Source organism: Hydrogenophaga sp. (assembly GCF_031426985.1).
Taxonomy (GTDB): domain Bacteria; phylum Pseudomonadota; class Gammaproteobacteria; order Burkholderiales; family Burkholderiaceae_C; genus Hydrogenophaga.
Genome location: NZ_JASJOY010000102.1, coordinates 22,884 through 48,344, shown reverse-complemented (window position 1 = coordinate 48,344; position 25,461 = coordinate 22,884). Strand labels below are relative to the sequence as shown.

At 71.0% G+C, this 25,461-nt stretch carries 22 protein-coding genes, 2 pseudogenes and 1 riboswitch; of the genes and pseudogenes, 3 read left to right on the top strand and 21 right to left on the bottom strand.

Features of this window, described 5'->3' with window-relative positions; all coding sequences use genetic code 11:
• From RMP09_RS13435 to RMP09_RS13425, 3 genes are read right to left on the bottom strand one after another with little or no spacing between them, the layout of a single operon-like run.
• On the bottom strand, nt 1–966 hold the full coding sequence (locus RMP09_RS13435; protein ID WP_310566483.1) for an ABC transporter ATP-binding protein: 966 nt from the start codon (nt 964–966) through the stop codon (nt 1–3).
• A gap of 31 nt (nt 967–997) precedes the next feature.
• The gene (locus RMP09_RS13430) at nt 998–1,480 is read right to left on the bottom strand and encodes a MarR family transcriptional regulator (protein ID WP_310566482.1); all 483 of its coding nucleotides are present in this window, start codon (nt 1,478–1,480) and stop codon (nt 998–1,000) included.
• A complete protein-coding gene (locus RMP09_RS13425) occupies nt 1,477–2,511 on the bottom strand; it encodes a TRAP transporter substrate-binding protein (protein ID WP_310566481.1) in 1,035 nt (344 codons plus the stop codon). Before RMP09_RS13425 ends, RMP09_RS13430 begins: the two co-directional genes overlap by 4 nt.
• Nucleotides 2,512–2,638: 127 nt before the next feature.
• Between RMP09_RS13425 and RMP09_RS13420 the strand changes: the two genes are divergently transcribed.
• On the top strand, nt 2,639–3,733 hold the full coding sequence (locus RMP09_RS13420) for a PA0069 family radical SAM protein (protein WP_310566480.1): 1,095 nt from the start codon (nt 2,639–2,641) through the stop codon (nt 3,731–3,733).
• A 150-nt stretch (nt 3,734–3,883) separates the two neighbouring features.
• On the opposite strand, the gene RMP09_RS13415 is transcribed toward RMP09_RS13420, so the two are convergent.
• From RMP09_RS13415 to RMP09_RS13390, 6 genes and pseudogenes are all read right to left on the bottom strand, one after another.
• On the bottom strand, nt 3,884–6,043 hold the full coding sequence (locus RMP09_RS13415) for a PAS domain S-box protein (protein WP_310566479.1): 2,160 nt from the start codon (nt 6,041–6,043) through the stop codon (nt 3,884–3,886).
• Complete coding sequence (locus RMP09_RS13410; protein WP_310566478.1) at nt 6,040–7,431, bottom strand: HD domain-containing phosphohydrolase; 1,392 nt, start codon at nt 7,429–7,431, stop codon at nt 6,040–6,042. The genes RMP09_RS13415 and RMP09_RS13410 overlap by 4 nt, the downstream gene beginning before the upstream one ends.
• Before the next feature lie 155 nt (nt 7,432–7,586).
• Nucleotides 7,587–7,703: pseudogene (locus tag RMP09_RS24085) on the bottom strand (oxidoreductase-like domain-containing protein); the annotation flags it as partial.
• Nucleotides 7,704–7,829: 126 nt separating this feature from the next.
• Nucleotides 7,830–8,135: pseudogene (locus RMP09_RS13400) on the bottom strand (DUF1653 domain-containing protein); the annotation flags it as partial.
• 16 nt (nt 8,136–8,151) lie between these two features.
• The gene (locus RMP09_RS13395) at nt 8,152–8,808 is read right to left on the bottom strand and encodes a response regulator transcription factor (protein ID WP_310566477.1); all 657 of its coding nucleotides are present in this window, start codon (nt 8,806–8,808) and stop codon (nt 8,152–8,154) included.
• The gene (locus tag RMP09_RS13390; RefSeq protein WP_310566476.1) at nt 8,787–10,760 is read right to left on the bottom strand and encodes a sensor histidine kinase; all 1,974 of its coding nucleotides are present in this window, start codon (nt 10,758–10,760) and stop codon (nt 8,787–8,789) included. Before RMP09_RS13390 ends, RMP09_RS13395 begins: the two co-directional genes overlap by 22 nt.
• Before the next feature lie 21 nt (nt 10,761–10,781).
• On the opposite strand from RMP09_RS13390, the gene RMP09_RS13385 reads away from it, so the two are divergent.
• Nucleotides 10,782–11,810: a DctP family TRAP transporter solute-binding subunit gene (locus RMP09_RS13385; RefSeq protein ID WP_310566475.1), complete on the top strand. Its 1,029-nt coding sequence runs from the start codon at nt 10,782–10,784 to the stop codon at nt 11,808–11,810.
• Nucleotides 11,811–11,916: 106 nt separating this feature from the next.
• Nucleotides 11,917–13,263 (top strand): dicarboxylate/amino acid:cation symporter, encoded by a 1,347-nt coding sequence (locus tag RMP09_RS13380; RefSeq protein ID WP_310566474.1) that lies wholly within the window; start codon nt 11,917–11,919, stop codon nt 13,261–13,263.
• Between the two features lie 208 nt (nt 13,264–13,471).
• Here the strand turns inward: RMP09_RS13380 and RMP09_RS13375 are convergent, their stop codons facing one another.
• The 12 genes from RMP09_RS13375 to RMP09_RS13320 all read right to left on the bottom strand — a co-directional run bounded on the left by RMP09_RS13375 (nt 13,472) and on the right by RMP09_RS13320 (nt 25,396).
• A complete protein-coding gene (locus RMP09_RS13375; protein WP_310566473.1) occupies nt 13,472–14,554 on the bottom strand; it encodes a TRAP transporter substrate-binding protein DctP in 1,083 nt (360 codons plus the stop codon).
• A gap of 104 nt (nt 14,555–14,658) precedes the next feature.
• Nucleotides 14,659–16,245, bottom strand: coding sequence for a bifunctional hydroxymethylpyrimidine kinase/phosphomethylpyrimidine kinase (thiD, locus tag RMP09_RS13370; RefSeq protein ID WP_310566472.1), 1,587 nt, complete (start codon nt 16,243–16,245; stop codon nt 14,659–14,661).
• Nucleotides 16,246–16,249: 4 nt separating this feature from the next.
• Nucleotides 16,250–17,029, bottom strand: a complete 780-nt coding sequence (locus RMP09_RS13365) for a thiazole synthase (RefSeq protein ID WP_310566471.1) — start codon at nt 17,027–17,029, stop codon at nt 16,250–16,252.
• 3 nt (nt 17,030–17,032) lie between these two features.
• Entirely contained in the window at nt 17,033–18,283 is a 1,251-nt protein-coding gene (bioF, locus tag RMP09_RS13360; protein ID WP_310566470.1) for an 8-amino-7-oxononanoate synthase, read from the bottom strand.
• A complete protein-coding gene (bioD, locus tag RMP09_RS13355) occupies nt 18,280–18,939 on the bottom strand; it encodes a dethiobiotin synthase (RefSeq protein ID WP_310566469.1) in 660 nt (219 codons plus the stop codon). The genes bioF and bioD overlap by 4 nt, the downstream gene beginning before the upstream one ends.
• A 120-nt stretch (nt 18,940–19,059) precedes the next feature.
• Entirely contained in the window at nt 19,060–20,352 is a 1,293-nt protein-coding gene (locus tag RMP09_RS13350; protein WP_310566468.1) for an adenosylmethionine--8-amino-7-oxononanoate transaminase, read from the bottom strand.
• A complete protein-coding gene (panD, locus tag RMP09_RS13345; protein ID WP_310566467.1) occupies nt 20,349–20,729 on the bottom strand; it encodes an aspartate 1-decarboxylase in 381 nt (126 codons plus the stop codon). The genes RMP09_RS13350 and panD overlap by 4 nt, the downstream gene beginning before the upstream one ends.
• A gap of 29 nt (nt 20,730–20,758) precedes the next feature.
• Nucleotides 20,759–20,956, bottom strand: coding sequence for a sulfur carrier protein ThiS (gene thiS, locus RMP09_RS13340; RefSeq protein ID WP_310566466.1), 198 nt, complete (start codon nt 20,954–20,956; stop codon nt 20,759–20,761).
• The gene (locus RMP09_RS13335) at nt 20,950–22,203 is read right to left on the bottom strand and encodes an FAD-dependent oxidoreductase (protein ID WP_310566465.1); all 1,254 of its coding nucleotides are present in this window, start codon (nt 22,201–22,203) and stop codon (nt 20,950–20,952) included. The genes thiS and RMP09_RS13335 overlap by 7 nt, the downstream gene beginning before the upstream one ends.
• A gap of 3 nt (nt 22,204–22,206) precedes the next feature.
• Complete coding sequence (gene thiC, locus RMP09_RS13330) at nt 22,207–24,105, bottom strand: phosphomethylpyrimidine synthase ThiC (protein WP_310566464.1); 1,899 nt, start codon at nt 24,103–24,105, stop codon at nt 22,207–22,209.
• 95 nt (nt 24,106–24,200) lie between these two features.
• Nucleotides 24,201–24,309: riboswitch (TPP riboswitch) on the bottom strand.
• Nucleotides 24,310–24,398: 89 nt separating this feature from the next.
• Nucleotides 24,399–24,896, bottom strand: a complete 498-nt coding sequence (locus tag RMP09_RS13325; RefSeq protein WP_310566463.1) for a DUF2127 domain-containing protein — start codon at nt 24,894–24,896, stop codon at nt 24,399–24,401.
• Nucleotides 24,881–25,396, bottom strand: coding sequence for a DUF1697 domain-containing protein (locus RMP09_RS13320; RefSeq protein ID WP_310566462.1), 516 nt, complete (start codon nt 25,394–25,396; stop codon nt 24,881–24,883). Before RMP09_RS13320 ends, RMP09_RS13325 begins: the two co-directional genes overlap by 16 nt.
• Nucleotides 25,397–25,461 lie beyond the last annotated feature (65 nt).

The following is a 25,461-nucleotide window of genomic DNA, read 5'->3' as shown; positions in this document are numbered from 1 at the left end:
TCATGGGGTCTTCGCTTTCTGGTCGTTGACGAGGCTGACGAAGATGTCTTCGAGGGAGCTTTCGCTGGTGCGCAGGTCTTTGTAGGCAACGCCCTGTGTGGCCAGCGCGGCCAGCAGCTCGGCGATGCCGGTGTCGTCCTTCTGGGTGTCGAAGCCGTAGGTCAGTGTCAACCCGTCGGCCGACAGCGCGAGCGGCCAGCGCGCCAGCGCATCGGGCACGGCGGCCAGCGGCTGCTGCAGGCTCAGCGCCAGCTCCTTGCGGCCGAGCTGGCGCATCAGCACGGCCTTGTCTTCCACCACGATCAGCTCGCCCTGGCGGATCACGCCGATGCGGTCGGCCATGTCCTCCGCTTCTTCGATGTAGTGGGTGGTCAGGATGATGGTGGTGCCGGCCTCGCGCAGCTGGCGCACCAGGCGCCACATGTCGTGCCGCAGCTCCACGTCCACCCCGGCGCTGGGTTCGTCCAGGAACAGGATCTTGGGTTCGTGCGACAGCGCCTTGGCGATCAGCACACGCCGCTTCATGCCGCCCGAGAGCGTCATGATCTTGTTGTCCTTCTTGTCCCAGAGCGACAGGTCCTTGAGGATGCGCTCGATCAGCGCCGGGTCGGGCGCCTTGCCGAACAGGCCGCGGCTGAAGCTGACCGTGGCCCACACGGTTTCAAAGGCGTCGGTGTGCAGTTCCTGCGGCACCAGGCCGATGGTGGCGCGCGCCTGCCGGTAGTCGCGCACGGTGTCGAAGCCGTCGGCCGTGATCTGGCCTTCGGTCGCGTTGGTCATGCCGCAGACGGTGCTGATGAGGGTGGTCTTGCCGGCACCGTTGGGGCCGAGCAGGGCGAAGATCTCGCCGCGGCGGATGTCCAGTGTGACGTTCTTGAGGGCCTGGAAGCCGCCTGCGTAGGTCTTGCTCACGCCGCGGATGCTGACGATGGCGTCGCCGCCGCCGGTTGGAAAAGGTGGGTGCATCGCGCGATTGTCCGCTGCGCGGCCCCAACCCTCAGTCTGCGGGGGCTTCGGTGGGCGGCGGTCGCTGGGCTTTGGCGTGCGCCAGCATGCGCTCGAACAGCGCCAGCAGCTGTTCCTGCTCGGCCGCGCTCAGGCAGCCGGTCACCGCGGCGTTGCGTTGTTCGACCAGCCGCATCAGCCGTTGCCACACCGGCAGACCGTCGGCCGTGAGTTCGAGGAACACGCTGCGCCCGTCGTGCGCGCTGGCCACCTTCTGCACCAGGCCCTTGTCGACCAGGGCCTGCGCGGCGCGGCTGGCCTGGCCCTTGTCGAGGTTGGCCTCGAAGGCCAGCTGGTTGACCGTGAGGCGGGGAAACGAGCCGATGGACGCCAGCGCGCGCGACTCCGACAGGGCCAGCCCGCCCTCTTGGAGGTAGAGGGCCTGGCTGGCCAGGTCGTTGAGCTTGGTCAGCGTGTTCAGGCGGTAGGTGAAGTACCGCGCCAGCGCCGGCCGCTGGCCTGCCGCGTCGTTCACTTTTTGGTGTTCTTCGCGATCAGGGCGCGGGCGTCGGCCAGCAGGGCTTTGCCGTCAGCGCCCTTCTTGCTGACCTCGGTCACCCACTCGTCGTCCACGTTGGCCGAGGCCTGCTGCCAGCGCAGCAGCTCGGCCTTGGGGATCACGCTGATGGTGTTCTTGGCGGCCACCATGCGGGCTTTGCCCGGCACGTCGTTGTCGCCCATCATGCGGCCGAACCGCATCGACACGTCGCGGCCCGAGTGCTTGTCGATCACGGCCTTGAGGTCGGCAGGCAGCCCGTCGTAGCGGGCCTTGTTCATGGCGGTCACGAACAGGGCGGTGTACAGACCGGGCAGGGCGGGGTCGCCCTCGGCGGTGAAGTGGGTCAGTTCGTCGAGCTTGATGCTGGGGCTGACTTCGTAGGTGGTCACGGCGCCGTCGATCACGCCCTTGGACAGCGCGTCGGGCACCTGCGGCAGCGGCATGCCCACGGGCGTCGCGCCCAGGGTGGTCAGCAGCTTGGTGACCGGGCGGGTCGGGCCGCGCAGCTTCAGGCCCTTGAGGTCTTCCAGCGTCTTGACGGGCTTCTTGGCGGTGAACACGTTGCCCGGGCCGTGGGTGTGCAGGGCGATGACCTTGACGTCCTTGAATTCGTCCTTGGCGTTCTTTTCGTAGTAATCCCAGGCGGCGGCGCTGGTGGCTTCGGCGTTGCTCATCAGGAAGGGCAGCTCGAACACTTCCATCTTGGAGAAGCGGCCGGGTGTGGAACCGGGCAGGGTCCAGACCACGTCCACCACGCCGTCGCGCGCCTGGTCGAACAGCTGGGGCGGCGTGCCGCCGAGCTGCATGGCCGGGAAGATCTGGCACTGGATGCGGTTGGCCGAGTCCTTGGCCAGGTCGTCGCACCAGCCCTTGAGCATGCGGGTGTGCTGCATCGCGGTCGGGGCGAGGAAGTGGTGCACCTTGAGCGTGACGGTCTGGGCCTGGGCGGCGACGGCCGAGCAGGCCAGCAGGGCGCCGAGGGCGATGGACTTGAGGGCGGTGTTCATGGATCTCCTGGGGACGGATGGGAAGTCTGTGATTCTAGAAAAGGTTGCGCCCACAACCAAATGCCTTTTCATCGGGGTTTACGCGGGGGTGTTGGTGTTAATGACTGTACGTGTGTACAGTATTGTCATGGCCGATGTTGTCATTCCCCTGCAGGCGCTCAAAGGGCGCGGCGTGGCGCACCGCCAGCCGCACCGCTTCGAGCGCGACCAGCGCGCCGCCTTTGACGACGGCTGGGGAACGCTCGACGACGGACAGGCCGCGGGCGAGGAAGCCGCCGCACCGGCCACGCAGGTCACCTGGGAAGACTGCAAGAGCGCCATCACCCGCAACGACTCGCCCGACATCGGCTTCAATCTCGGCCTCAACCCCTACCGCGGCTGCGAGCACGGCTGCGTTTATTGCTACGCGCGGCCCACGCACAGTTACCTCAACCTCTCGCCCGGGCTGGATTTCGAGACGAAGCTGGTGGCCAAGCGCAACATCGCCGCCGTGCTGCGGCAGGAATTGCAACGCCCCGGCTTCGTGCCCGAACTGCTGGCCGTGGGCACCGTGACCGACGCCTACCAGCCGATCGAACGCGAATGGCGGTTGACCCGTGCCGTGCTGGAGGTGCTGGGCACCGCGCAACTGCCGCTGGCCATGGTCACCAAGGGCAGCGGGGTGGAACGCGACCTGGACCTGCTCGCGCCGCTGGGCCGGCAGCGCCTGGCGGCGGTGTACGTGACCATCACCACGCTCGATCCGAAGCTCGCGCGCATCCTGGAGCCGCGCGCCGCGGCGCCGCACCGCCGGCTGCGCACCCTCCGCACCCTGTCGGACGCGGGCGTGCCCACGGGCGTGAGCGTGTCGCCGCAGATTCCCTTCATCAACGACGACATGGAACAGGTGCTGGAGGCGGCGTACGAGGCCGGCGCGCGCCGCGCGTTCTACCAAGTGCTGCGCCTGCCCTGGGAGCTGTCACCCATGTTCCGCCAGTGGCTGGAACTGCACTACCCCGACCGCGCCGCGCGCGTGATGGGCCGGGTGCAGGACCTGCGCGGCGGCCAGGACTACGACGCCGATTTCGCCACCCGCATGAAAGGCCAGGGCATCTGGGCCGACCTGCTGCGCCAGCGCTTTGTGAAAACCTGCGAGCGCCTGGGCTTCAACCGCGAGCGCGAGCCGCTGGACTTGAGCCGCTTCCGGCCCGCGGCGCTGCGCGGGCAGGGCGATCTGTTCTGAAGCGCTGAAACCGACGGTGCCGATGTGCCCTGATCGGCAGGTCGCTCGGTCGGTGGCCTGGCCTCGCATCCGCTGCGGTCCGTTGCACCCGCGTGGCGCCGGCTGAACGGGCTCCCGTTCCGCGCCAGCCGGTGGGCCGGTGGCGGCGGCTCAGGCCGGGCGGTCCTGGGCGTGCTCCCACGGTGGCGGTTTGGCGTCCTTGCTCAGGGCCAGCGGGCCGCCCACCGGCAGCCAGACGCGGATGGCGGTGCCCTGGCCCTCCACCGAATGCACCTGGATGGAGCCGCCGTGTTTCTGCACGATGGAGAACGACAGCGACATGCCCAGGCCGGTGCCTTTGCCCACGTCCTTGGTGGTGAAGAAGGGCTCGAAGATCCGGCGCCTGACCTCGGCGCTCATGCCGCAGCCGGTGTCTTGCACCTGCACCCAGGCCCAGTCCTGCTCGACCCCGCTGAGCAGGGTGATGGTGCCCTGGTCGGCGATGGCGTGGGCGGCGTTGACGATCAGGTTCATGAAGACCTGGTTGAGCTGCGCGGCCAGGCAGATCACCGGGGGCAGGGGCTGGAGTTTCCTGACCACCTCGGCCTTGTACTTGACCTCGTGGCGGACGACGTTGAGGGTCGATTCCAGCCCGACGTTGAGATCGGCCTCGGCCCAGTCCGAATGGTCGACCCGCGAGAAGTTCTTGAGGTCCTGGACGATCTTCTTGACGCGGCCCAGGCCGTCCGCGCACTCGTCCAGCAACTGGGGCAGGTCCTGGCGCAGGAAGTCGATCTCGATGTCGTCCCGCGTCTGCGCCAACGCTCGGCACACGCTGGCGTCGCCCGGCGCGGCCAGCATCGCGTCGGCGGCCTCGCTCAGCTGCAACAGCCCGTTGACGCAGTGGCGCAGCGAGTGGAGGTTGGAACTGACGAACGCGATCGGGTTGTTGATTTCGTGGGCCACGCCCGCGGCCAGCTGACCGATCGAGGCCATCTTTTCCTGCTGGAGCAGCTGGTTCTGCGCCTCCTCCAGCTGGTGGTTCATGGTGTCGAGCTCGTTGATCCGGGCCTGCAGCTGTTCTTGCGCGTCCCGGATGTCGGAGCGGTCCTGGATCATCCACCAGGTGCCGTGGGTCGTGTCGACCCAGTCGGCCACGTGGGCGTCGAGCTGCATCCACATCGGGTGACCGTCGGCGTGCCGCATCCAGATCTCGCTGTGGATGGGCTGCCCCTGGGTCAGCAGCGGCCCCGCGTAGCGGCCAAAGGCGGCGTAGTCCTCGTCCGACAGGTAGACCGCGCGGCCCGGCAGGCCGATCAGGTCGTCAGCGGCGTAGCCGAACATGGCGGCCATGGCGGGGTTGGCCCGCTGGATGGTGCCGCCGCTGGAATACGCCACGCCGATCGGCGAGTTGGCGACGAAGACCTCCAGGTCGCGGGCCGTGGCCGCCAGCTCGGCCGACCGCTGCCGGACGATGTCTTCCAGTTCGTTTCGGTGTTTCAGCAGCGCCTCTTCCGAGGTGCGGCGCGCGGTCACGTCCTGCAGGGTTTCGATGGCCCCGATCACCTGGCCCTGTGCGTCGTGCAGGGGCGCTGCGGTGAAGAACAGCCACTTGCCCGATGGGCCGAACTGGGGGAAGAAGGCCTCGACCTCCACGCCGCCGGACACGATGGCGGAGCGGTTCATCTGCCCGCCGTAGAAGGCCTGCAGGGCCGCGTCGTCCAGGCCGTCGACGATCATGTCGGCCAGCAGCGGGCGCTGGTCGCGGTAGAAGGCCTTCCAGCCCTCCTGCGAGCCCAGCACGTCCTGGCGCCGGATGCCCGTCAGGCGTTCGCAGGCGGTGTTCCAGTGCGTCACGCGGTGGTGCTGGTCGATCACCAGGGACGCGACCGAGGCGCCGTCGATGATCTGGGACAGCAGCTTGGTCATGTCCAGCAGGCTGCTCTGCACGTGCATGACGTCGCTGTGGTCAACACAGGTGACGACCACCTGGCTGCGTTCGTCGAGCTGCACCGCGCGGGCGTGGATATCGACCGGGCGCAGACCCCCATCGGGGGTTTCGATCGAGGCGGAGATCACCGGCGGCGTGTCGCCCTGGTCGGCACAGCCGCGGATGGCCGCCAGCAGATGGGGGCGCGACGCCGGGTCGACGAGGTCGATGAAGGACATCCCGCGCAGCAGCGCCGCGGGCCGCGCGCTCAGCCGGCTCAGGGCGTCGTTGGCGACCCGGATCTGTCCGGCGTCGAGCAGGGCCGACGGGACGGCCACGGCGTGCACGATCGCGCTGGCCACGCTGTCGTGCGACACGGCCGTGTCGGGTGTATCGGTCATGCCGGTACGGTCACGGGCGGGGCCGGCTGTCCGGCGTTCGCCGCCACGGCATCGCCTTTCACCCACAGGGTCAGGCGCACCCCCTCGCGCGAGGCAAACGCCGTGACCTGCTTGACCACGCGCTCGTCGAACACATAACCGGCCGCCAGCAGCGTGGCCCCTTTGGAGGACAGCACCGCCCGCGCCAGCACCATGCCGGGCCGCAGTTGGTGGGCTTCGATCTGCACGTCGTCCTTGGCGGCCGCGGCCATGTCGATGGCCACCTGGAGCAGGGTGTCGACCACCGCGCGGTCGTAGTGCGTGTCCACGCCGCCGCTGAGCATGGCGTGTGTCCGCTCGACCGAGAGATGGTGCTCACCCAGGGCCCCGTGGGCCAGTTCGTCGAGGTCGCTGGCTGCGGCCACGATGCGCGCCCCCATCGCGATGGCGGTCCCCACCAGGCCGTCGGGGAAGCCTTTGCCGTCGACCCGCTCGTGGTGCTGCCGCACGATCCTGGCCACCCCTTGCAGCTGCGGCAGCGCCATCAGGGCCGTCTCGCCTTCGATGGTGTGGCGCCGGTAGCGCTGGTGTTCGTCGGCGGTGTAGGCCGACACCGGCTTGCTCAGCATCGCATCCGGAAACCCGATGGTGCCGATGTCGTGCACCAGCGCGGCCAGATAGACGTCGCGGACCTCCTTGTCGGGCAGGCGCAGGCGCCGGGCGGTTTCTTTGCTCAGGTCGGCCACGCGGCGCGCATGGCCCGTGCGGCTGCCGCGCATCTCCAGCAGGCTGGCGAAGACGTTCACCGCGTGCACGAAGGTGTTGTCCAGGTCTTCGTAGGCCGCGTCCAGCATGCCGTTGAGCTGCTGGAGTTCGGCGGTCCGGGCCGTGACGCGGGATTCCAGGGTCTGGTTGGCTTCCTGCAGCTGCTCGTTCTGGCGCTGCGTCAACTGGGTCAGCGCGGCGTTCTGGCGTTCCAGGTCGCGCCGGCTCAGGGCCTCGCGCACCACCAGCACCAGGTCCTGGTCGTCCCAGGGTTTGGCGATGTAGCGGTGGATGGCGCCTTTGTTGATGGCCTCGATCGTGGACGACATGTCGGCGTAGCCGGTGAGCAGGATGCGCACGATGCTCGCGTCGTGGGCCTTGACCTGTTCCAGGAAATGGGCGCCGTCCATGCCGGGCATGCGCATGTCCGAAATCACCAGGTCCACCCGCTGGCCCTTGAGCAGCACCAGGCCGTCGGCGGCACTGGTGGCCTGCAGGGTCTTGATGCCCTGGGCGCGGAACACCCGGCGCAGGGCACTGAGCACCGAGGGCTCGTCGTCGACGGTCAGCACCGTCGGTTCCCCGTGCAGGCCTTCGACCCTTTCGGTGGTGGGCGACTCTTCGGGTAGCGCAGTGGTGGTCATGGGACGGCAGGAAGTCCAAACGTGGGGTACCGGTATTTCGGCCGCCCCGCCACGCACTTGAGTGCGCCGCCGTGGTAACCCCCGCGAGGGGAGGGTCAAACACCCTCTGCCTGCCTGCCTGCCTGCCTGCACGGCGCGCCGCGCGGTCCGGCGGTTCAGCTGCTGGCCAGCCGGGCCAGCGCGTCCACTCGCCAGTGGTGCAGCGCTTCGTAGAAGCCTTCCCACACACAGCCGTTGCAGCCGCGGCCGCAGCAGCTGTCGGGCTCGGGCGGCGGCGGGCGCAGGGCCGCGTCGAGGTTGTCGCCGCGTTCGCGTTGCGCCCGCCCGCGCAGGTGGGCGATCAGGGCGCGGGCGGTGCTCAGGTCGCCCAGCGGCACCCGGGCCGGGTCGTGCGGCGTGAAGCGCGGCTGCTCCTTCCCCTCGAACACACCGCGTTCGGCGAACATGGCGGCCGGCCGCACCCACAGACCGAAGCCGCCGTAGAGCGCGCGGTACAGCGTCATGCCCTGCAGGGTTTCGCTGCAGCGCACGGTGTCGTGATCGCTCGCCGGGCCGCCCCAAGAGCGATCGCGCCCCCCCGGGGGGCCTGGCATGGCCAGGGCTGGGGGCGAAATCACCTCGTACCAGCCGCCCTTGTAGTGGCGGTACAGGCCGGGCGGGGTGGCGTTCAGCGGGGGCAGGTCGTGGTCGGTCGGGGCGCTCATCGGTCGGGGAAAGATGTCAGTCGTCGGCGATCAGCCGGCCCATGCGGTGGGCCAGTTCCACCGCCGAGGCCACCCCGAGCTTGTCGAAGATGTTGGCGCGGTGGAACTCCACCGTGCGCTGGGCGATGCCCAGGTGGTCGGCGATGTTCTTGTTGTAGTGGCCCTGCAGCAGCTCGGTCAGCACCTCGCGTTCGCGCGCGCTCAGGGCGGCCAGGGCCTGCTGGAAGCGCAGCTTTTCCCGCGCCTCGGTGTGCAGGCGCAGGGCGGCCTGCCGCGCGGCCTCCACCTTGTCCACCAGCTGGTTGTTCTGGAACGGCTTTTCCAGGAAGTCCCAGGCCCCGTTCTTGACCGCGGCCACCGCCATGCCGACGTCACCGTGGCCGGTGAGGAACAGCACCGGCCAGGGCCAGCCCAGGGTCTTGAGCTGCTCGAAAGTGGCCAGGCCCGACAGCGGCTCCATGCGGATGTCCAGCAGCAGCACGCTGCAGGCCCGGGCCAGTTCACCGAGTTCGCCGCGTTGCAGCGCCTGCACGAAGGCGTCGCCCCCGGTCCACACCCGCGTGGGCAGGCCGCGCGAATCGAGCAGCCAGGCCAGGCCGTCGCGGAAATCCGCGTCGTCGTCCACGATGTGGACCGGCGGGTTCGGTGGGGTCAGGGGTTCAGGGGCAGCCACAGCGTGAATTGTGCGCCGAGCAGGTCGGGGCAGTCGCCCAGCTCGATGTGGCCCTGATGCGCTTCGGCGATGGAGCGGCAGATGGCCAGGCCCATGCCCATGCCGCCGGGCTTGTGGCTGGCGAAGGCGTCGAACACGGTGGCGCGCTGTTCGGGCGGCACGCCGGGGCCGCTGTCGCACACGCGCAGGCCGACCTGGCCGTCGCCGGCCACCAGGCTCACGCGCACGGTGGGCGGGGTGCGGTCGCTGCGCGCGGCCCATTCGCCGGCGTTGAGCACCAGGTTGTGCAGCGCGTTTTCCAGCAGCAGCGCGTCGGCCGGCACGGTGGGGCCGTCGCCCTCGGGCAAGGCCAGCACCAGCCGCACGCCCTCGGGCAGTGGCACGGCCTGCGCCACGCGGGCCGCCCACGGCGCCAGCGCCAGCGGCAGGCGCACGGTTTCCTGGCGCCGGGCCAGGGCGTTGACGCGCTGGATCACGCGGCCGGCCTTGTCGGCCATGCGCTCCATGCGCTCGACCACCGGCACCACCTCGTCGAGGGTGATGCGCTGGTCGCGCACCCGGTTGAGCAGGCCGGTGGCGAAGCTGCTGAGCGCGCCCAGCGGCTGGTTGAGTTCGTGCGCCAGGGTGGACGCGACCTCGCCCATGGCGACCAGCCGGCCCGAGGCTTCGAGCTGTTCCTGCTGGCGCGCGGCCAGGCGTTCGATGCGGCGGCGCTCGGTCACGTCCAGCACCGAGCCGACCCAGCCCGCCACCTCGCCGCTGGCCAGACGCAGCGGGGCGCTGTGCACCAGCACGTCCAGCCGCTGGCCGTCGCGGTGCAGCAGCTGCAGGGCCTGGGCCTCGGGCGCCTGCGCGGCGCGCTGCACCTGGGCGAACTCGTCGCCCTGTTCGGCGGGCCAATACGGCTGCGTGCGGGGCGGCGGGCCGCCGTGCGCCATCAGCTCGGCCGGCGTCCAGCCCACCAGGCGGGCAAACGCCGGGTTGACGTGCAGCAGGCGGCCGGTGGTGTCCCAGGCGCGCAGGCCCAGGGGCACCGAGCGTTCCATGGCCGAGCGCAGGGCCAGCTGGGTCCGCAGCCGCGCCTCGGCGCGCTGGCGGCGGGCGCCGTCGCGCCACAGCGCCAGCAGCGCCAGCAACATGCCCAGCAGGCAGAGCAGGGCCACCGCAAAAAAGGCGCGCGGCGCCAGCGGCGGCGTGCGGTCGGTCAGATCCACCCGCAGCCGCAGCTGCGCGCCGGGCAGCTGGATGGGGGCGACAAAGCCCGGGTCCTCGTCGACCGGGGCGGGGGCGCTGTCGTCGGCCAGGCCCACCGCGTGGCCCTGCAGGAACCAGGCCGGCAGCGTGTCGGCCAGCAGGCGCTGCACCGGCACGGCGGCGACCGCGTCGCCGGTGAAGCGGCCCTGCTCGAAGTGCGGCACCGCGAGCCAGAGCCAGGCGTCGGCACCGTCCGCCGTGGCGAGCGGCCCGGCGTAGGCCGGGCGCTGCAGGCCGCGCGTGGTGTCCAGCATGGTGGTCAGCGCGGCGGCGTGCCCGGGCGCCTGCGCGGCGGCATGCAGTTCGGCGGGCCAGGCGCTGCGCCGGTCCGGCGCGCCGGCGGGCACCCAGCCGTGGAAGGCGATGCGGCCGGGGCGTTGCCACCAGGGGCCTTGGCGGGTCACCGCCGCCGGGTCGCCGCCGCCGTGCTGGTGGGCCAGCGCCAGCGCGGCCAGGTCGGTTTCCAGCCGGCGGAAATGGAAGCGCAGGGTCTGGTCCAGCCACTCGGCGTCGGCGGTGCGGCGGCGGTCGGCCTCGCGCGCTTCTTCGCTGCGCAGGAACAGCCACAGCGCCAGCGCCGACGCGGCCACCAGCACCAGCAGCGCCACCAGCCAGCCCATGGCGCGGCGCGTCAGCGCAGCGGTCTGGCGCGTGTCCAGATCCAGGGTGTCGAAGTCGGGGGTGGCGGCGGGCGGCATGGGCCCGCTAGCATAGCCAGCATGGCCGCCCCCCGTCTGCCCACCGCCCCCCGTTTGCCGCGGCGCACCGTGCTCGGTCTGGCCTGCGCGGTGCTCGGTGCGCCGGTGCTGGCGGGGGCGGTCCCGCCCGTGCTGCTGCGTTTCTCGCACGTGGTGGCGCCCGACACGCCCAAGGGCCAGATGGCGTTGCGCTTCCAGTCGCTGGTGCATGAGCGCGCGGGCGGGCGCATCCGGGTGGAGGTGTTCCCCGATTCGCGGCTCTGGGGCGACGACGACGAGGTGGAGGCGCTGCGCCTGGGCGCGGTGGAGATGCTGGCACCCTCGCTGTCCAAGTTCGGCATGGCCGGCGTGCCGGAGTTCGAGGTGTTCGACCTGCCCTACCTGTTCACCGACCTGGCCCAGGTGCGGCGCGTGACGCAGGGCGCCGTGGGGCGCGGCCTGCTGGAGCGGCTGGCGCGCCAGCAGATGCGGGGGCTGGGCTTTCTGGACAACGGCTTCAAACAGATGAGCGCCACGCGCGCGCTGCGCACGCCGGCCGACTACCGCGGCCTGCGCGTGCGGGTGCAGGCCTCGCGGGTGCTGGGCGAGCAGGTGCGCGCGCTCGGCGCGCAGCCGGTGGTGCTGCCGTTTGGCGAGACGCCGCGCGCGCTGGCCAGCGGCGTGGTGGACGCGGCGGAGAACCCGCTGTCGAACTTCCTGACCCAGGGGCTGGCGGCGCGGCAGCCGCACCTGACGCTGACGCAGCACGGCTACCTGGGCTACGCGGTGGTGACGCACCCGCGCTTCTGGGCCAGCCTGGCCCGGGCCGACCGCGCGCTGGTGGACGACGCGCTGGCCGAGGCGCTGGCCCACGGCAACCGGCTGGCCGAGGCGCTGGACCGCCAGGCCCTGGCCACGTTGCGCCAGACCCCCGGCCTGCAGGTGCACGCGCTGAGCGCGACCGAGCGCGAGGCCCTGCGCCGCCACCTGCGGCCGGTGGTGGACGGCTTCGGGCGCAGCGTGGGGGCGGGCTTGCTGCGCGACCTCCTGCGCGCCATCCCGACCGGCTGACCCGGCCGGTACGTAGTTCTACGACTGTTGAACGCCACAGTTGGCGCGCGGCGGGGGGCTGCGTATCGTCCCGCATCCCCCAAAACGGCCTTCACGGAGACACCCCATGGCTGCACCCGCCGAGCGCAAACCGCTCTACAAGTCCCTCTACGTCCAGGTCCTGGCCGCCGTCACCATCGGCGTGTTGCTGGGCCACTTCCACCCCGAGCTGGGGGCGCAGATGAAGCCGCTGGGCGATGCCTTCATCAAGCTCATCAAGATGATCATCGCGCCCATCATCTTCTGCACCGTGGTGGTGGGCATCGCCGGCATGGAAGACATGAAGAAGGTCGGCAAGACCGGCGGCCTGGCCCTGCTGTACTTCGAGGTGGTGTCCACGGCGGCGCTGCTCATCGGCCTGCTGGTGGTCAACCTGATCCAGCCCGGCGCGGGCATGCACGTGGACGCCGCCACGCTGGACACCAAGGCCATCGCCGCCTACACCGCGCCCGGCAAGATGCAGGGCACGGTCGACTTCCTGCTGGGCGTGATCCCCAGCTCGGTGGTGGGCGCGTTCGCCCAGGGCGACATCCTGCAGGTGCTGCTGTTCTCTGTGCTGTTCGGCTTCGCGCTGCACAAGTTCGGCGGCCGCGGCACCCTGGTGTTCGACTTCATCGAAAAGTCCTCCCACGTGCTGTTCGACATCGTCGGCATCATCATGAAGGTGGCCCCCCTCGGCGCCTTCGGCGCCATGGCTTTCACCATCGGCAAGTACGGCATCGACTCGCTGTTCTCGCTGGGCAAGCTCATGGGCACCTTCTACCTGACCTGCCTGATCTTCGTGTTCGGGGTGCTGGGCCTGATCGCGCGCCTGCACGGGTTCAGCATCGTGAAGTTCGTCCGCTACATCAAGGAAGAGCTGCTGATCGTGCTGGGCACCTCGTCCAGCGAATCGGTGCTGCCGCGCATGATGGAGAAGATGGAAAACCTGGGGGCGCGCAAGTCGGTGGTCGGCCTGGTGATCCCCACCGGTTATTCGTTCAACCTCGACGGCACCTCGATCTACCTGACCATGGCCGCGGTGTTCATCGCCCAGGCGACCGACACGCCCATGACGCTGACCCAGCAGCTGACCCTGCTGGCCGTGCTGCTGCTCACGTCCAAGGGCGCGGCCGGCATCACCGGCAGCGGCTTCATCGTGCTGGCGGCCACGCTCTCGGCGGTGGGCGGCGTGCCGGTGGCCGGCCTGGCGCTGATCCTGGGCATCGACCGTTTCATGAGCGAAGCCCGCGCCCTGACCAACCTGGTGGGCAACGGCGTGGCAACCCTGGTGGTGGCCAAGTGGACCGGCGACCTGGACATGCAGCGCCTGCAGCAGGGCCTGGACCGACCCACGGCGCAGGAAGCCGACGAGCCCGAAGAGATCCTGGACCAGCAGGTCGCGCACATGGCGGTGGGCAAGGCCAAGGCCTGACCGGACGCGCTCGACCCCAGAAAAAAAGCCGCTCGATGAGCGGCTTTTTTTCGAGAGGTGGTGGCGCGAAGTGCCTGCGTCCAGGGACACCGAGGAACCGGCTTTTCCGGGCCTCAGGTGTCGTCTCCCTCCCAGCGCCGCAGGCGCGCCAGAGAGGGGGAAGCCGCGCAGCGGCGCAGGGGGTGAACACCCCTCTCGCAGGGGGGGCTTACAGCTTGACGTTGGCGATGTAGCTGTCAAAACGCCATTCCGAGAACTTGCTCCACAGCACCTGGTCGCGCTGGAAGGCGCGCATGTCCTGGTGGATCTTCCTGAACTCGGGCGACCGGGCTTCGTGCGCGGCGAACACTTCCATGCTGGCCTTGTAACCCGCGTCCATGATCTCCTTGCTGAAGCCGCGCAGCTTGGTGCCGCTGGCCACCAGGCGGCGCAGCGCGGCCGGGTTCTGGGCGTCGTATTTGGCGGTCATGTCGCGCGCGGCCACGGCACCCGCGGCGCGCACGATGGCCTTGTGCTCGGCCGACAGCGCGTCGAACGCCTTTTTGTTGATGAAAAACGCCAGCTCGGCGCCGCCTTCCCACCAGCCGGGGTAGTAGTAGTGCTTGGCCACCTTGTGGAAGCCCAGGCGCTCGTCGTCGAACGGGCCGACGAACTCGGTCGCGTCCAGCGTGCCTTTTTCCAGCGCCTGGTAGACCTCGCCGGCGGGCATGTTCTGCGACACCACGCCCAGCCTGGCCATGGCCTCGCCGAACAGGCCGCCGCCCATGCGCATCTTCAGGCCCTTGAGGTCGGCCACGGTCCGGATCTCCTTGCGGTACCAGCCGCCCATCTGGGTGCCGGTGTTGCCCGCGCTCATGGAGACGATGTTGTACGGGGCGTAAAACGCGTCCATGTATTTGCGGCCGTTGCCGTGTTCCATCCAGGCGTCCATGTGGCGCGCGGTCAGGCCGAAGGGCACGGCGCAGCCGAAGGCGAACACCGGGCTCTTGCCGGTGAAGTAGTAGGGCGCGGTCTGCGCCATCTCGACGGTGCTGTTCTGCAGTGCGTCGACCACGCCGAACGGGGGCAGCAGGTCACCGGCGGCGTGCACCGAGATGTCGAACTTGCCGCCCGACAGGGCCTTGACGGTTTCGGCGAACTTTTCGGCCGAACCGAAGATGGTGGGCAGCGACTTGGGAAAGCTCGACGCCAGGCGCCAGCGCACCGCGGCCTGGGCGTGAACGGCCGGGGCGATGCCGGCGGACAGCACGCCGGCGATGCCAGCGCTCTGGAGGAGGGAACGACGGTCCATGGGGTTTTCTCCGGGATGAAAAGCCGGTGCTCCTGGGCGTCTGGCGCCCCGGTCGCCCGGCGGTGACGAAACCCCCGGACCTTACCAGAGCCGAGGGTTAACCCTTACCCAGAGACGGGGCGGTCGGGGCCGCGCAGCGTGGCGTGCGGCAGGGCCGGCACGCCGTGCTGGCCGCGCACCGCCTGCCCGGTGCGCCAGGCGTTGCGCCAGGCCGGCAGGGTGCTGGCGGGGTCGTCGCCCAGCCCGCGCACCACGCAGCCACCGGCCGCGCCGGCCGCGGCCACGGCCTGCAGTTGCGCGGGGTCCAGCACGCCACCAATGCCCACCACCGGTGCCGGCGCCATGTGCGCCCACCAGGCCAGGTTGTCCAGGCCCTGGGGTGCCCAGGGCATGGCCTTGGTGGTGGTGGGCCAGACCGGGCCGCAGGCGATCAGGTCGGGCCGCAGCGCGGCGGCGCGGCACAGCTCCCACAGGCTGTGCGAACTCAGCCCGAGTTGCACGCCCCGGTCGCGCGCGGTCTGCAGCGTCGCCTGGTCGGCGGGCGTGAGCGCCATCAGGTCCTCCTGCCCCAGGTGCAGCGCGCGCGCGCCGGCCAGCAGCGCGGCCCGCCAGTGGTCGTTGATGACCAGGGGCACCCCCGCGGCATCGGCCGCGCGCTGGCTGCGGCCGATGGCCTCGCGCAGCTGCGCCTGCCAGTCCGCATCGGGCAGGCCGTCGGGCCGCTTCATGCGCAGCTGGACCGTGTCCACCGTCGGCGTGGCGCGCAGCACGGCCTGCACCCGCTCGGCGCTGTCCACGATGGCGTAGACGCCGGGGTCGCGCGCACGCGCTCGGGCGGCGGGCCAGGCGCTGGGGGCCTGCGCGTCCAGCGACAGCCGGGGCAGCAGCGTCGGGTCGGTGCCGAAACCTTCGCGCGCGGCCACCGGCCCGGCGCCGCGTCCCACCGCGCGCGCATGCCGCAGCGCGTGGGTGGTCGCCATCTTGGCCAGCACGGCGGCGTCGGCCGCCACCCAGCCCAGGGCCAGCGCGGCCGCCAGCGCGGTGGCGAAGGTGCAGCCGGTGCCGTGGTGGTGCGGTGTGTCCACGCGCGGCAGCGTCAGCCAGCCCTGCGCGTGGGGCGCGTCCAGCCAGTCGCTCGACAGCCCGGGCGTGGCCGCGTCGCCCCCGGTGACCACCACGGCCGGCACGCCCAGCGCCCGGAACGCGCGACCGAGCGCCGGCACGTCGCTGCCACCGAGCGGGCCGAGCAGCAGCACCGCCTCGCTCTGGTTGGGCGTGATGACGCTGGCGCGCGGCAGCAGCCGTTCGCGGTAGGCCTGCATCAGGGCCGGGTCGGCGAAGGCTGCGCCGGTGCTGGCGCGCAGCACCGGGTCGATCACCAGTGGCAGCGGGCCGCGCTGGCGCAGCCGGTCCACCCAGCGCGCGACGACTTCCACGTTGGCCGCGCTGCCCAGCAGCCCGGTCTTGATGACGGCCGGCGGCAGGTCCTCGGCCAGGGCGGCGAGTTGCGCCTCCAGCAGCTCGGGGGCCACGGCGTCGATGTGCGTCACCGCGGTGGTGTTCTGCGCCGTCACGGTCGCGACGACCGGGCACAGGTGCACGCCGAAGGCGTCGGCCGCGCGCTGGTCGGCCGCCAGGCCGGCGCCGCCGCCGCTGTCGGTGCCGGCGATGCTCCAGATCACGGGGACCATGGCGTCATCCGATCAGAAAAGGGTGGCCGGACACGGGCGTGGAGGCCACGGCCATGTCCTGCGGGGCCATCACGCCGGCCTCGAACGCGGCGCGGCCGGCTTCGATGGCCAGGCCGAAGGCGCGCGCCATGCGCACCGGGTCCACCGCCTGCGACACGGCCGAGTTCAGCAGCACCGCGTCGAAGCCCAGTTCCATGGCCGCCGCCGCGTGCGAGGGCGCGCCGATGCCGGCGTCCACCACCAGCGGCACGCCGGGCAGGCGCGCGCGCAGGGTGCGCAACGCAAACGGGTTGATCAGGCCCTGACCCGAGCCGATGGGCGCGCCCCAGGGCATCAGCACTTCGCAGCCCGCGTCCAGCAGGCGCTGGCAGGTGACCAGGTCGTCGGTGCAGTAGGGGAAGACCGCGAAGCCGTCCTTGATCAGCTGCGTCGCCGCCTCCACCGTTCCCCAGGGGTCGGGCTGCAGGGTGTGTTCGTCGCCCACCACTTCGAGCTTGAGCCAGCGCGTGCCGTACAGCTCGCGCGCCATGTGGGCCAGCGCGATGGCTTCGCGCGCGGTGCGGCAGCCCGCGGTGTTGGGCAGCAGGTGCACGCCGCTGTCGACGATGCCCTGCACGACACCGTTGTCGCCGGCGGCCGCCAGCGTGCGCCGCAGGCCGACGGTGACGACCTGGGTGCCGGCGGCGGTGATGGCTTCGCGCAGCACCTGGGGCGAGGGATAGCCCGCGCTGCCGAGGAAGAAGCGGCTGTTCAGCGGGGTGCCATAGACGTTCAGCGTGGACATGGTTCAGGCTCCTTGAGAGACCGTTGGCGGGGCGACCGGTGTGCAGGCCAGCCGGTCCAGCGCCTGGACCAGCCGGTCGATGTCGGCTTCGGTGTGGGCGGCCGAGAGCGCGATGCGCAACCGGGCCGTGCCCTCGGGCACGGTGGGCGGGCGGATGGCCGGCACCCACAGACCCTGCTCGCGCAGGCCCTCCATCACCGCCAGCGCCTCGGCGTTGCCGCCGATCAGCAGCGGCTGGATGGGCGTGTCCGAGTGGCCGAGTCGCCAGCCGCTGCGCGCCAGCACCGGCGCCAGACCCTGGCGCAGGCGGGCGATCAGGCGCTGCAGCTGCGCCCGGCGCTCGTCGCCGTGTTCGATCAGCCGCAGGCTGCGGCGCAGCGCGCAGGCCAGCAGGGCCGGCGCCGCGGTGGCGAAGATGTAGCTGCGGGTCTTCTGCAACAGCCACTCGACCAGGTCGTCGGGCCCGGCCACGAAGGCGCCGGACACGCCCGCGGCCTTGCCCAGCGTGGCCATGTAGAGCACGCGGCGCGAGGCGCTGTCGCCGGTCAGGCCCGCGGCGGCCAGGCTGCCGCGCCCCTGCGGGCCGCAGACGCCGAAGCCGTGTGCGTCGTCCAGCAGCAGCAGGGCGTCGTGCCGCTCGCACAGTGCCCGCAGCGCGGGAATGTCGGCCGCGTCGCCGTCCATGCTGAACACCGCGTCGCTGATGACCAGCTTGCGCCGCGCCGGGCTCGCGGCGAGCTGTTCTCCGAGTTCGGCCAGGTCGGCGTGGGCGAAGCGGTGGATGCGGGCGCGCGAGAGGCGGGCGCCGTCGATCAGGCAGGCGTGGTTGAGCGCGTCCGAGAAAATCGCGTCCCCATCGCCCACCAGCGCCGGCACGATGCCGATGTTGGTGGCGTAGCCGGCGTAGAAGTACAGCGCGCGCGGCAGGCCCACGAAGGCCGCCAGCTCGCGCTCCAGCACCTCGTTGGCGCTGCTGTGACCGCTGACCAGGGGCGAGCCGCCGGCGCCGACACCGTATTGGCGGGCGCCTTCGCAGGCGGCGTCGGCCAGGTCCGGGTGGCCGGCCAGGGCCAGGTAGTCGTTGCTGCAGAAGGCCAGCATTTCGCGCCCGTCCACCCGCAGGCGGGCGCCCGCGCCGGGGCCGTTGGCGGGCTCGACGGCGCGGCGGCGGCGGCGCAGGTGGGCGTCGTCCAGGGCGCTCAGGCGCTGGGGGATCTCGTCCAGCCAGGAGCTGGTGGGGGGTGTGGGGTTCATGGCAGCTGGAGGTCCACGGTGCGGAAGTCGGGGGCGCCGCTGTGGGCGATGTCGGCCAGCAGCGGGGCGGGCAGGTGCTGGCGCAAGAAGGCGATGTTGTCGTCGGGCGCGGCCATGGCGGGGTCGATGCGGTTGGCCACCCAGCCGGCCAGCGTGAGGCCGCGCGCGCGGATCGTCTCGGCGCTGAGCAGCGCGTGGTTCAGGCAGCCCAGGCGCAGGCCCACCACCAGCAGCACCGGCAGGCCCAGGGCCTGCGCCAGATCGCCGCCGGTGTGCTCGGGCGAAAGCGGCACCAGGAAGCCGCCCGCACCCTCCACCACCATGGCGTCGGCGTGCTGGGCGAGTTCGCGCTGGCAGGCCACCAGGTGGGCGATGTCGATGTGCGTGCCCGCGCGCTCGGCCGCGAGGTGGGGTGAGAGCGGGTCGGGCAGCCGCACCGGGCTGTCCAGTCCGGGCGGCACGCGCACGGTCGAGGCCGTGCGCAGGGCGATCGCGTCCTCGCTGTCCCAGCCCTCCGGCGTGGGCACCAGGCCGGCGGCCACCGGCTTCATGCCGACCACACGCGGGTGGCGGCGCGCCAGCGCATGCAGCAGGGCGCAGCTCACGAAGGTCTTGCCGACGCCGGTGTCGGTGCCGGTCACGAAGAAAGCGTTCATGCCCTTGGCTCCATCCAGGGCACCCGTGGAACCGGCTTTGCCGGGCCACAGGGGTGAGTCCCCCTCCCGCCGAAGGCGAGAGAGGGGGAAGACGCGAAGCGGCGCAGGGGGTGCCTCATGTCATTCCTCGGCCAGCGTGGCGTCCAGCGCGGCCAGCGCGCCGTGGGCCAGGTGCTGCATCGCCTCTTCACCCAGCACATAGGGCGGCATGAAGTACAGCGTCTGGCCGATGGGCCGCAGCACCAGGCCGCGCGCCAGCGCGTGGCCCTGGTAGCGGCGCGCAAAGTCGGGCAGCGGGGTCTCGATGTCCCAGGCCCAGATCATTCCCTGGCGCCGCGGATGCCGCACCCGCGGGTGCGCGGTCAGCGGCGCCAGCAGCGTGTCCAGCGCCTGTGCGGTGGCGCGGTTGCGGACCAGGGCGTCTTCCTGTTCGAACAGGTCCAGCGTGGTCAGCGCGGCGCGGCAGGCCAGCGGGTTGCCGGTGTAGGAGTGCGAGTGCAGAAAGCCGCGCGCCACGTCGTCGTCGTAGAAGGCGGCGTACACCGCGTCGGTGGTCAGCACCGCCGACAGCGGCAGGGTGCCGCCGGTCAGGCCCTTGGACAGGCAGAGGAAGTCGGGCCGGATGCCGGCCTGCTCGTGCGCGAACAGGGTGCCGGTGCGGCCGAAGCCGGTGGCGATCTCGTCCACCACCAGGTGCACGCCGTGCTGGTCGCACAGGGTGCGTGCCTGGCGCAGGTAGGCCGGGTCGTGCATGGCCATGCCGGCGGCGCACTGCACCAGGGGCTCGACGATCAGCGCGGCCGTGGTCTCGTGGTGCTGGGCCAGCCAGTCGGCCAGTGCGGCCGCGGCGGCATCGGCGCCGGCGCCACGCCGGTCGGGGCTGGGTACGGTGGCGGCCAGCCGCACCAGCGGCGCGTAGGCCTCGCGGAACAGGGCGATGTCGGTCACGGCCAGCGCGCCCACGGTCTCACCGTGGTAACCCCCGGCGAGGCCGACGAAGCGGCTCTTGGCCGGGCGGCCGCTGTTGCGCCAGAAGTGCGCGCTCATCTTCAGCGCGATCTCGGTGGCCGATGCGCCGTCGCTGGCGTAGAAGGCGTGGCCCAGGCCGGTCAGCGCCGACAGCCGCTCCGACAGTTCCACCACCGGTGCGTGCGTGAAGCCGGCCAGCATCACGTGGTCCAGTGTGTTCATCTGGTCGGCCAGCGCGGCGCGCATGGCGGGGTGGCTGTGGCCGAACAGGTTGACCCACCAGGAGCTGACCGCATCCAGGTAGCGGGTGCCGTCGGTGCCGACCAGCCACGGCCCTTCGGCGCGCGCGATCGCCACGGGCGGCTGGGCCTCGTGCCGCTTCATCTGCGTGCAGGGGTGCCACACGCTGCGCAGGCTGCGCTGCGCCAGGTCTTTGTCGGTCATTGCTGCTGCACCGGCACGTGGTCGCGCGAGCCGGTGGCGCGGTTGTGTTCGTCGACGAAGACCAGCTGCGGCCTGTGAGCAGCGACGTGGTCCTCGTGCACCTGTGCGAAGGCCGCGATGATGAGCAGGTCACCGACCGAGGCGCGGCGCGCCGCCGAGCCGTTGACCGAAATCATGCCGCTGCCACGCGCGCCCTGGATGGCGTAGGTGATGAAGCGCTCGCCGTTGTTGATGTTCCAGATGTGGATCTGCTCGTTTTCGCAGATGCCTGCGGCTTCCAGCAGGTCTTCGTCGATGGCGCAGGAGCCTTCGTAGTGCAGCTCGCACTGCGTCGCCGCGACGCGGTGGATCTTGGACTTGAGCAGGGTGCGGAACATGGTGGGGTCTCCGGGTTCGGTGAAGGGGGTCAGCCGCCGACGATGGCCTGGAAGGTCAGCACGGTGTCGCCGGGCTGCAGCAGGGTGGTGGCGCGCTGGGGGCGCGGGACGAAGGCGCCGTTGACGGCGGTGGCCACCCGGATGGCGTCCACCCGCTGCGCGTCGAGCAGCGCGGCCAGCGTCAGGCCTTCCGGGCAGGGCAGGGTGAGGTCGTTGAAGGTCAGCATGGGTCGGTGCGCGCAAGGATTTCGTCCAGGACAGCCGTGGAACGGGCTTCGCCCGGCCACAGGCTGTGTCCCCCCTCCGGCACGGGAGGGGGGAAGCCGCGCAGCGGCGCAGGGGGGAGTCCGATCTTTTCCAGCGCGTCCTGCACCAGCGCCGGCGCCAGCAGCCAGCCGTGGCGGTACAGGCCGTTGATGCGCAGCAAACCGGGCGCGTGATCGATGCGCGGTTCGTTGTCGGGCAGGGCCGGGCGCAGGTTGGTCTCCAGGTGCACGATGCGCGCCTCGGCCAGCTCGGGCATCACGCTCTGGGCCGCGGCCATCAGCTCGACCGCGCTGCGCAGGCTCACCGGCGAGCGGTCCTCGCTCTCGATCTCGCTGGCGCCGATGACGATGTGGTCGCAGGGCCGGGGCACGATGTAGACGCGGTGGCGCGGGTGCAGCAGGCGCACCGGCCGCTGCAGCGGCACGCCGGGCGCCTGCAGCCAGACCACCTCGCCGCGCACACCGCGCACCGGCAGGTCGGGCCGGGCGCCCGTGCCGCGCACGTCGATGGCCAGGTCGAAGCGCTGCTCGGTGCCGTCGTCCAGTTCGATGCGGCCCGGCCGCACCGAGGCCACCGTGTGCCGCCAGCGCCAGCGCACGCGGGGCGAGGCCGCGCACAGCGCGGGCAGCACCTGCAGCGGCAGGATCTGCCCCTCGCCCGGCAGCAGCCAGGCGTGCAGGCGCGGGTCGATGGCGGGCTCCAGCGCGCTCAGGGCATCGCGGTCCAGCCGCTGTGGGCTGGCCGCGATGCCGGCCAGGTCGGGCGCCTGCGCCAGCCGCGCCAGCACCCGCTGCGCCGCGCCCAGGTCGCTGCCGTGCGCCACCAGCAGGCTGCCCAGGGTGCGCAGCTGCAGCGCCGCCGCGGCGCCGTCGCCATCACCGCCCGGTGTGGCGCAGCCGGTGCAGCTGCCGCAGGCCGCCGGCAAGGCGCCCGTTCGCGGTGAACGGGTGTGCGCCAGCGCCTCGGTGATCTCGCGCCACAGCGCCATCGAACGCCAGCCCAGGGCCGCGATGGCCGGGCCGCTGTTGTCCAGCTCGGCCAGCGGGCTGAGCATGCCCGCCGCCGTGAAGGCCGCCGGCCCCCGGCCATCGCTGCGGGCCTGCGGTCCGTCGGCGGGGTCGAACACCGTCACGTCGTGGTCGGGCGCCAGCCGCCAGGCGAGCAGCCGGCCGAGCAGGCCGGCGCCTGCAATGCCGATGCGTGCCATGGCTCAGCCCCTTTTCGAGGTCAGTGACTCCACCGGCACGTAGAACTCGCCACCGACCGCCTTGAACTCTGCGCTCTTCTGCGCCATGCCATCGGTCAACGCGGCCTCTTCGCTCAGACCCTTGGCGGCGGCGTAATCGCGCACGTCCTGCGTGATCTTCATGCTGCAGAACTTGGGCCCGCACATGCTGCAGAAATGCGCCTCCTTGGACGAGTCCTTGGGCAGGGTTTCGTCGTGGTAGGCCTCGGCGGTCTGCGGGTCCAGGCCGAGCGCGAACTGGTCGCGCCAGCGGAACTCGAAGCGCGCCTTGCTCATCGCGTCGTCGCGTGCGCGTTGTCCCGGGTGGCCCTTGGCGACGTCGGCGGCGTGCGCCGCGATCTTGTAGGCAATGATGCCCTGCTTGACGTCGTCGCGGTCGGGCAGGCCCAGGTGTTCCTTGGGCGTGACGTAGCACAGCATGGCCGTGCCCATCCAGCCGATCATGGCCGCGCCGATGGCGCTGGCGATGTGGTCGTAGCCCGGCGCGATGTCGATGGTCAGCGGGCCGAGCGTGTAGAACGGTGCCTCGTGGCAGTGCTTGATCTGCTCGTCCATGTTGGCCTGGATCATGTGCATGGGCACGTGGCCGGGGCCTTCGATCATGGTCTGCACGTCGTGCTTCCAGGCGATCTGCGTCAGCTCGCCCAGCGTGCGCAGCTCGGCGAACTGCGCCTCGTCGTTGGCGTCGGCGCCCGAGCCGGGGCGCAGGCCGTCGCCGAGCGAGAAGGTCACGTCGTAGGCCTTCATGATTTCGCAGATCTCGTCGAAGTGCGTGTACAGGAAGTTTTCCTTGTGGTGCGTGATGCACCACTTGGCCAGGATCGAACCGCCGCGCGAGACGATGCCGGTGCGCCGCTGCGTCGTGAGGTGGATGAAGGGCAGGCGCACGCCGGCGTGGATGGTGAAGTAGTCGATGCCCTGCTCGGCCTGCTCGATCAGGGTGTCGCGGAAGATCGCCCAGCTCAGGTCCTCGGCCACGCCGCCCACCTTCTCCAGCGCCTGGTAGATCGGCACCGTGCCGATGGGCACCGGCGAGTTGCGCACGATCCAGTCGCGCGTGGTGTGGATGTTCTTGCCGGTGGACAGGTCCATCACCGTGTCGCCGCCCCAGCGGATCGACCACACGAGTTTTTCGACCTCTTCCTCGATCGACGAGGTCACGGCCGAGTTGCCGATGTTGGCGTTGATCTTCACCAGGAAGTTGCGGCCGATGATCATCGGCTCGACCTCGGGGTGGTTGATGTTGGCCGGGATCACCGCGCGGCCGCGCGCCACCTCGTCGCGCACGAACTCGGGCGTGATGATGTCGGGGATGCGCGCGCCCATGGGGTTGCCGCGCAGGCGTGCCTCGCGTTCGGCGCTGCCCAGGTACTCGCGCATCCACTCGCGTTTGCCGTTCTCGCGGATCGCGATGTATTCCATCTCGGGCGTGACGATGCCCTTGCGCGCGTAGTGCATCTGGGTCACGTTGGCGCCGGCCTTGGCGCGCAGCGGCTGGCGCTGCAGAGCCGCGGCCTCGGCGCGCAGGGCTTCGATGCGGGCGTCGGTGGTGTCCCCGTGTTTGCCGCCGTCGTCCAGCGCCACACGGCTGCGGCCTTCATAGGCTTCGGTGTCACCGCGCGCCGCGATCCAGCCGGCGCGCGCGCCCGCGGCCAGACCCTGGCGGATGTTGATGGCCGCGGCCGGGTCGGTGTAGGGACCGGAGGTGTCGTAGAACGTGACCGTCTCGCCGTTGGTCAGCGCGATCTCGCGCATGGGCACCTGCACGCCGGGCTGGGCACCGGGCACATAGACCTTGCGGGACTGGGGGAAGGGTTCGCGGGTGAGCGTGAGCAGTTGTTGCAGCTTGTCGGGGGCGTTCATGAGGCAGTCTCCATGTGGATTGGATGAATGCCCCGCCTCGACGCCGTGGGGTGCAAGCCCACCAGTGACCCTATGGGCCCGGACGGACTCGCGCACATCGGCGCTGCAGCTCTTCTTACGCTGGTACTAACCAGATCAAGTTCGCGGTTCCGGCGGTCAAGTCCGCCATCTCAGCACGCCTTACGTGCACCCCGGAGCGGGACGGAGTGTAAACGCCTTTGGCGCGCGGGGTGCGCCGACCCAGCGGTCTGGAGGGACATGGGCCCTGTCGGGACCAACGCGCACCGCTGGCCTCAGACCGCCGCCTCAGACCTGCGCCTTTGCACCAGCGCCCGCACCATGACCGCAACGACGACCACATTGACCGTCAGGACCGCCAGGCCCAACGCAGACGGTTGGCGCATGAGCTCGACCAGCTCGACCGGCACATACACGCCACCGCTCACCGCCGCCAGCCATTCCGCCCAGGCCCGCTCCCAGAACAGGCCATAGGCCTCGACCAGGCGCAGCGTGGCGTAGACGGCCGCCCCCAGCGCGAGCCAGACCAGCCGGGGCTGCCAGTGCGCGGCCGCATCCAGAAAGATGTGGGGGTATTCGGCGGCGGGGTTCAGATGGAAGTGCGCCACCAACCGGACCGCCAGTTGATGGAGGTCCTCATGCACCATTGAGGCCAGCCCCGTCGCGGCGAGCAACACGATGACGCCTTTGGCGGCTTCGACGCAGGCGATGGCCCTGATCGCGCGGCGCGACGATGGACGGGTGGCGTGTGTTGAACTCATGCGCGTGCACACCGCGCGACGGTGTCCCAGGTCCTGGTCGTCACCTCGGTGCCGTAGGCCCGCTGAATGAGCTTCATGAAGACCGGGCCGTCGGGGCCGGGGATGTAGGCGGTGAAGACTTCGGCACCGATCTGGTGAATCACCGTGGCCGCGCCTTCTGTCAACGGCAGCGGCAGCCTGGACGGCATCGGTGTCTTCAGGAAGGTGACGACGCGCTTGGCATGGGCGGGCAGGCCGTACGGCGCATAGGGATCCGAGCGGAGCAGCGCCGCCAGCGCTTCGGCGCTGCGCAGCATGACGGGAAACACGCGCCCGACGCGCCGGGCAATTGCCAATTCAACCCGCTGCGCCAGTGCGACACCAGCCTGCTCGTCGCAGTTGAAGACCGCGTTGCCGCTGGAAAGCACCGTGCGGACTTCATCGAAGCCGGCGTGCTCAAGGGCCGACCTGAGGTCCTGCATCTTGAGGTTCGTCGGCGAAACACCGCGGAGGAAGGCGACGTATCGAGGCATGGGTGATGGGCTTGTCGTTTGAAGGCATCGGCCGCAGGCGTGAACCGGTTCAAGCGATCCGGCAG